Origin of the sequence: Rhodococcus sp. 3258 (assembly GCF_031456475.1) — a bacterium.
Classification (GTDB): Bacteria; Actinomycetota; Actinomycetes; order Mycobacteriales; family Mycobacteriaceae; genus Rhodococcoides; species Rhodococcoides fascians.
The window spans coordinates 485,400-491,690 of record NZ_JAVDUT010000005.1 but is presented as its reverse complement, the minus strand read 5'-3'; the positions used below and the strand labels follow the sequence as shown (position 1 = coordinate 491,690).

Sequence of the window (6,291 nt, the reverse complement as noted above, 5' to 3'; positions counted from 1 at the left end):
CGACACATCACATGAAAGACAGCCATCGGCGTCAGAGCGGAAACGAGTCATACCTTCCACCTCGACGAACAACTCCAGTATCACTGAGTGGAAATTCGTAGTGGGCTACGAGGTTTCACTCACATGGTGGCCGAGTGTAGTCACGGCCACATAGGATGCACACGATTGGTGTGACGATCAGTTGCAGCTATTCCTACAACCCGGAGGCCCACGTTGAGCAAGACCCTCGAAGCCACGATCGACATCGATGCCAGTCCGCAGGCCGTGTGGTCGGTCGTCTCGGACCTACAGCGCATGGGCGAGTGGAGTCCGCAGTGCAAGAAGATGAAGGTCTTCGGCGGCCCCGTCGGCAAGGGCACCCGGACGCTCAACATCAACCGCAAGGGCCTGCTCGTGTGGCCGACCAGCGCCAAGGTCGTCACCTTCGAGCCGAACAAGGCACTGGCGTTCCGCATCGTCGAGAACAAGACGATCTGGTCGTACACGCTCACTCCGACGGCAACCGGAACCACCGTCGTCGAGAAGCGGGAAGCCCCCAGCGGCACCTCGGCCGTGTCGTCGTTGCTGGTCAAGCGGATCCTCGGCGGGATCGACGAGTTCGATGTCGAGCTGGTCGAAGGCATGAACAGCACGCTCCGACGCATTAAGACCGAAAGCGAAAAGTCGAGCCGAAAATAACTTTTCTCAGGAAGGTTTCAGGTTTGTTACCCCTGGGCATCCATGGTTTCGACAAGCAATCGATACACACGGAAAGTGGGGGCAACACATGTTGGGTCTCGGAATCATCGGCTGGATCATCATCGGCGGTCTCGCCGGCTGGATCGGCAGCAAGATCATGAAGACCGATGCTCAGATGGGCATCATCCTGAACATCGTCGTCGGCATCATCGGCGGCCTCATCGGTGGATACCTGCTCAAGGTCTTCGGCGTCGACGTCGAAGGTGGAGGCCTGATCTTCAGCTTCATCACCTGCATCCTCGGTGCATGCATCCTGCTGTTCCTGGTCAAGCTCGTGACCGGTCGCAGCCGCGTCTGATTTCACTCGCACTTCCCGACTGCCGGGGCCGCTCACGTACTCTGTGAGGGCCCCGGCAGTCGTTTTGTTCGCCGTCCGATCAGCTCCCGGCGTCCAATCCCTGCCCGCATCCGAGCTCGCCCGACAGTAAGAGGAGACCGTGGCACGCCGTCCCGCCCCGATTGATCAACCACCCCGCACGGGAGTGGCTCACATCGTCGACCTGGTTCGCGAAACGGTTCCACCGCTGCACCCCGCCGGACTGCCCTTCGTCGGTGGTCCCCTGGCCGTCGCAGTGCTCGGCCGTCGGTCGAAGTGGGTCCGCAATGCCGGGCTCGTCGCCGCCGGAGCCTGCGCCACCTTCTTCCGCCACCCGTCGCGCGTGCCGCCGAACCGCCCCGGCGTCGTCGTCGCTCCCGCCGACGGTTTGGTCACCCTCGTCGACACCGCGATCCCGCCCGCCGAGCTCGATCTCGGTGCACAGCCCGTGCCGCGAGTGAGCATCTTCCTGTCCGTTCTGGACGTGCACGTGCAGCGTGTTCCCGTCGGCGGACGCGTGGTCGAGGTCGTGCATCGCCGCGGCCAGTTCAAGTCCGCAGACCTGGCCGAAGCCAGTGAGGTCAACGAGCGCAACAGCATGCACATCGAGACCGAATCCGGTCACCACGTCGGCGTGGTGCAGATCGCCGGTCTCATCGCTCGACGCATCGTCAACAACGCGAAGGTCGGAGACGTGCTCTCCATCGGCGACACGTACGGCCTGATCCGATTCGGCTCCCGCGTCGACACCTACTTCCCGGCCGGGACGACGCTCCTCGTCGAACGCGGCCAACGAGCGGTCGGTGCCGAGACGGTACTCGCCGAGCTCCCCCAGTAGAAACGACATGATCACCAGACGCGCCAAGCCGCCTGCTGCTATCCGTCTGCTTCCGTCGGTCGTCACCATTCTCGCGTTGTGCTCCGGTTTGTCGGCAGTCAAGTTCGCTCTCGACGGTCAACTCGGAACCGCGCTCGCGATGATCGGTGCCGCTGCGATCCTCGACGCACTGGACGGCCGCATCGCCCGACTGCTCGACGCCACCAGCAAGATCGGTGCCGAGCTGGATTCCCTGTCCGATGCAATCTCGTTCGGCGTCGCGCCCGCCCTGGTGCTCTACGTGACTCTGCTCGAGGGCAGTAGTGGCGGTTGGATCGTCGCACTGGTGTACGCCGTGAGCATCGTGCTCCGCCTCGCCCGGTTCAACACCCTGCTCGACGAGGACGACACCCCGGCGTACGCCCGCGAGTTCTTCACCGGGGTCCCCGCACCCGCAGGTGCACTCATCGCGCTCGCCCCGATCGCTGCATTCGAGGAGTTCGGCGACGGCTGGTGGGCCTCGTTCTACGTCGTCGCCGGCTGGTCGATCCTCACCGCAGGTCTGATCGTCAGCACCATCCCCACTCTCGCGCTCAAGACGGTCTCGGTGCCACCGCGCCTGGCCGCCGGTTTGCTGGTGTTGGTCGCGCTGCTCGCTGCCGCGCTCATCACCTTCCCGCTGGTCCTGCTGATGGGATTGGTGTTCGCCTACCTCGTACACATTCCGTTCGCGGTGCGCTCGCAGCGCTGGACGGCTGCACGCCCGTACACGTGGGATGCGAAGCCGGCCGAGCGTCGCGCGGAACGCCGCGCCATTCGACGGTCGCCCGGCAACGCGCGCCGGTCGCAGGCTCGTCTGGGACTTCGCCGACCGCGCAGCTGACGACCCCATTAGGTTGGACGTGTGACCGAATCCCGAACCCCCGAGCTCGTTCTCACCACCCGATTGAACACCTCGGCCGCCGACGCCAGGCGAGGCGTCGTCCGGCTCCATCCCGAGGTCTTGGCGGCGCTCGGTCTGCGGGAATGGGATGCCGTCTCGCTCATCGGTTCTCGGCGTACGGCTGCCGTGGTTGCCGAGGCTCCCAACGGAATCCCACAGGGTACCGCGCTGCTCGACGACGTCACGCTCTCCAACGCCGGACTACGCGAAAATGCCTCTGTGGCAGTCGCTCCCGTGACGGTCTACGGGGCGAGAACCGTCACGGTCACCGGGTCGGCCCTGGCCGCCGGTTCCATCTCCGACGCCACCCTGCGCCAAGCGCTACTCGGCAAGGTCCTCACCGTGGGCGACACCGTGTCGCTCCTCCCCCGCGATCTGGGGCCCGGCACATCGACGTCGACGGCCACGCAGGCACTGTCGCGAACGTTCGGGGTGGCGTGGACGACCGAACTGTTGACGGTCTCGGCCGTCGAACCCTCCGGCAGTCCCGTGAGCGTGCAACCCAATTCTGCGGTGAGCTGGGGACGCGGCACGGTCGCCTCGGGATCACCCGAATCGGCCTCGGCCACATCGATTCCGACGCCCGGAGCTGCGGCCCCGCCACGCGTCAGCGCGGCCGACCTGGTGGGTGTGAGCACTGCACAGGCCAAACTCACCGAGTGGCTACGACTGGCGCTCGACGAGTCGGAACTGCTCGCCACCCTCGGCGCATCTCCGCATCTGGGTGTGCTGATCACCGGCCCCGGCGGAGTGGGCAAGACGACGTTGGCACGCGCCGTCATCGGCGAACGGCGATGCGTCGTGCTGGACGGGCCGTCGATCGGCGCATTGGAGGCATCGGCTCGCGTCGAACGCGTCACTGCTGCGGTGGACGAACTGACCGGCGCGGGGGTGCTGCTGATCACCGATGTCGACGCGTTGCTGCCGTCCGATCCGGAGCCTGCGTCGACGTTCGTCCTCGATGTGCTGCGCCGTGCCGTGGACACTCCGGGCTTCGCTCTGATCGTCACGACTGCACATCCCGAGGCCACCGACGCCAGAGTGCGTGGGCAGGATCTGTGCGATCGCGAACTGACCCTCACTCTCCCCGATGCCGCCGGTCGCAGAGCGTTACTGGAGCATCTACTGAAGAAGGTTCCTCAGGGTGATGTCGACCTCGTCGAAATAGCTTCACGGACACCGGGTTTCGTTGTCGCCGATCTCGCTGCACTGGTGCGCGAAGCGGCGCTGCGAGCGGCCGCGCGGGCATCGAACGATGCCACGGCCGCCTCACTGATGCACGACGACCTGATCGGCGCGTTGCAGGTGATTCGACCGTTGTCACGATCGGGCGCCGAGGAATTGGCGATCGGCAGCCTCTCCCTCGAGGACGTGGGAGACATGGTCGAGACCAAGCAGGCCCTGACCGAGGCGGTCCTGTGGCCGCTGCGTCATCCGGATTCGTTCGCGCGCTTGGGCATCGAGCCACCGCGCGGAGTTCTGCTGTACGGCCCACCCGGATGCGGCAAGACGTTTCTGGTGCGCGCCCTGGCCAGTTCGGGCCAGCTCAGCGTGCACTCGGTCAAGGGCGCGGAGCTGATGGACAAATGGGTCGGGTCCTCGGAAAAGGCTGTGCGCGAACTGTTTCAGCGCGCCCGCGACTCCGCCCCCTCGCTCATCTTTCTCGACGAAGTCGACGCCCTCGTACCGCGTCGCGGGCAGAGTTCGGATTCCGGTGTCGGCGACCGAGTGGTCGCGGCACTGCTGACCGAGCTCGACGGCGTCGAACCACTGCGCGACGTCGTCGTTCTCGGCGCAACGAACCGGCCCGATCTGATCGACCCGGCTCTACTGCGGCCCGGCAGGCTCGAGCGCCTGGTCTTCGTCCCGCCGCCGGATGCCGATGCGCGAGTGGACATCCTGAAGGCGTCGGGCAAGTCGATCCCGCTCGCCGAGGATGTCGATCTCGAAGCCCTCGCACGCGATCTCGACGGCTACTCCGCCGCGGACTGCGCGGCCCTGCTGCGCGAGGCCGCACTGACGGCGATGCGTCGGTCGATGGACGCAGCGGACGTCACCGCCGAGGATGTCGCCACCGCTCGGGCGACGGTCAAGCCGTCACTCGATCCCGAGCAGGTGGCGCATCTGCGGGCTTACGGGTCGTGAGCGGAAACTCGTAGCAGGCTACGAAGTTTCACTCACATGCGGCGCAGCCGCTCTCACTTCCAGCGGGCCAGAACTTCTTCGGCGCGCTTGGCGAGCACCATCTGGAAGATCGGGCCGAAGCTGATGCGACCGACGCCGAGGGAAGCGAAGTGCGAGAGGTCGCCCTCGGCGGGGTTGGCGATGGCGTTGATGGGCAGCGGGAGTTCTTCGGCGAGACGCTTGTAGTCGTCGTCGTTGTGGAAGCCGACGGGGTAGAGCGAGTCGGCACCGGCAGCGGCGGCCAGTTTCAGGCGTGCGATGGCGCGGTCGACGCGATCGTTCTCGTCACCGATCTGCTTGACGAACAGGTCGGTGCGGGCGTTGATGACGACGTGGACGTCGGTGGCGTCTGATGCCGCGCGGAGGGCTCCGACGAAGTCGGCGTGTTCCTGTGCTTCGCGGAGTCGGCCGCCCTCGCTGTGGACGGTGTCCTCGATGTTGAGGCCGACGGCTCCGGCGGAGATCAGTCCGTCGATCAGGCGCTTGGGGTCTTCTCCGTAGCCGGATTCGATGTCGACCGAGAGCGGTGCGTCCACGGCGGCGGAGATCTGGGAGATGCGGGTGAGCAGTTCGTCGAAGGTGATGCCCTCGTTGTCGGGCTTGCCGATGGAGTCGGAGACGGGGTGGCTGCCGACGGTCAGTGCAGTGAAGCCGGCGGACACGGCGAGGTTGGCGGACCAGGCGTCCCATACGGTCGGCAGGACGACCGGGTTGCCCGGCTGGTGCAGCTCGAGCAGGGTGGTGGCCTTCTGGGACAGGTCGGTCATGGAGACTCCTTCGCGGCGGTTGTGGAGAACGTACGTTCTCCCACATCCAACATACGCGATTCAGTCGATCAAATCGAGGGCCTTCATTCGGTCGAACACCATCAACGACCCCGGGGCGACATCGGGCATGGCGGCGTACTCGTCGCGAGTGAAGTACCGAATCTCGGCGATCTCGCTGGTCGGCGTCGGCTCGTCGGCAAGATCGGCGAGAAAACACGTGATCTCGAGCGGGGTGCCCATCGGATGGCCCCAGGCCTGGCACTCGAACACTCCGAGCAGCCGAACGTCGATGACCGCGGCGTCGAGTTCTTCCCTGATCTCGCGGTGCAGCGCCTGCTCGGGCGACTCGCCGGGATCGATCTTGCCGCCGGCCATGTAGAAGGCAGATTTGCCCGTCGACCGCGTCTGAAGCATGCGGCGGTGGCGAACGTAGGCAAGACCGGCGGTGCGAATGGGTCTCGGTTCACTCATCGACGATCGACTCTCTCTATCGGAAACGTCCGGTTTGTACCGCATGGCACGCCGT

General features: G+C 65.6%; 7 protein-coding genes. 5 read left to right on the top strand and 2 right to left on the bottom strand.

All coding sequences use genetic code 11. The features are described from left to right. Positions 1-213 precede the first annotated feature (213 nt). The 5 genes from J2X62_RS18590 to J2X62_RS18570 all read left to right on the top strand — a co-directional run bounded on the left by J2X62_RS18590 (position 214) and on the right by J2X62_RS18570 (position 4,959). On the top strand, positions 214-678 hold the full coding sequence (locus tag J2X62_RS18590; protein ID WP_027498458.1) for an SRPBCC family protein: 465 nt from the start codon (positions 214-216) through the stop codon (positions 676-678). An 88-nt stretch (positions 679-766) separates the two neighbouring features. Then, positions 767-1,036: a GlsB/YeaQ/YmgE family stress response membrane protein gene (locus tag J2X62_RS18585; protein ID WP_027498459.1), complete on the top strand. Its 270-nt coding sequence runs from the start codon at positions 767-769 to the stop codon at positions 1,034-1,036. A gap of 139 nt (positions 1,037-1,175) precedes the next feature. Next, on the top strand, positions 1,176-1,892 hold the full coding sequence (locus tag J2X62_RS18580) for a phosphatidylserine decarboxylase (protein WP_032365139.1): 717 nt from the start codon (positions 1,176-1,178) through the stop codon (positions 1,890-1,892). Positions 1,893-1,899: 7 nt separating this feature from the next. Next, a complete protein-coding gene (locus tag J2X62_RS18575) occupies positions 1,900-2,754 on the top strand; it encodes a phosphatidylcholine/phosphatidylserine synthase (protein WP_027498461.1) in 855 nt (284 codons plus the stop codon). Between the two features lie 21 nt (positions 2,755-2,775). Then, positions 2,776-4,959 (top strand): AAA family ATPase, encoded by a 2,184-nt coding sequence (locus J2X62_RS18570; protein WP_032390654.1) that lies wholly within the window; start codon positions 2,776-2,778, stop codon positions 4,957-4,959. Positions 4,960-5,012: 53 nt separating this feature from the next. Here the strand turns inward: J2X62_RS18570 and J2X62_RS18565 are convergent, their stop codons facing one another. Together J2X62_RS18565 and J2X62_RS18560 are read right to left on the bottom strand one after the other, a co-directional pair. Further along, a complete protein-coding gene (locus tag J2X62_RS18565) occupies positions 5,013-5,765 on the bottom strand; it encodes an isocitrate lyase/phosphoenolpyruvate mutase family protein (RefSeq protein WP_032365137.1) in 753 nt (250 codons plus the stop codon). Positions 5,766-5,825: 60 nt separating this feature from the next. Further along, the gene (locus J2X62_RS18560) at positions 5,826-6,236 is read right to left on the bottom strand and encodes an NUDIX domain-containing protein (protein ID WP_027498464.1); all 411 of its coding nucleotides are present in this window, start codon (positions 6,234-6,236) and stop codon (positions 5,826-5,828) included. Between the last annotated feature and the right edge of the window lie 55 nt (positions 6,237-6,291).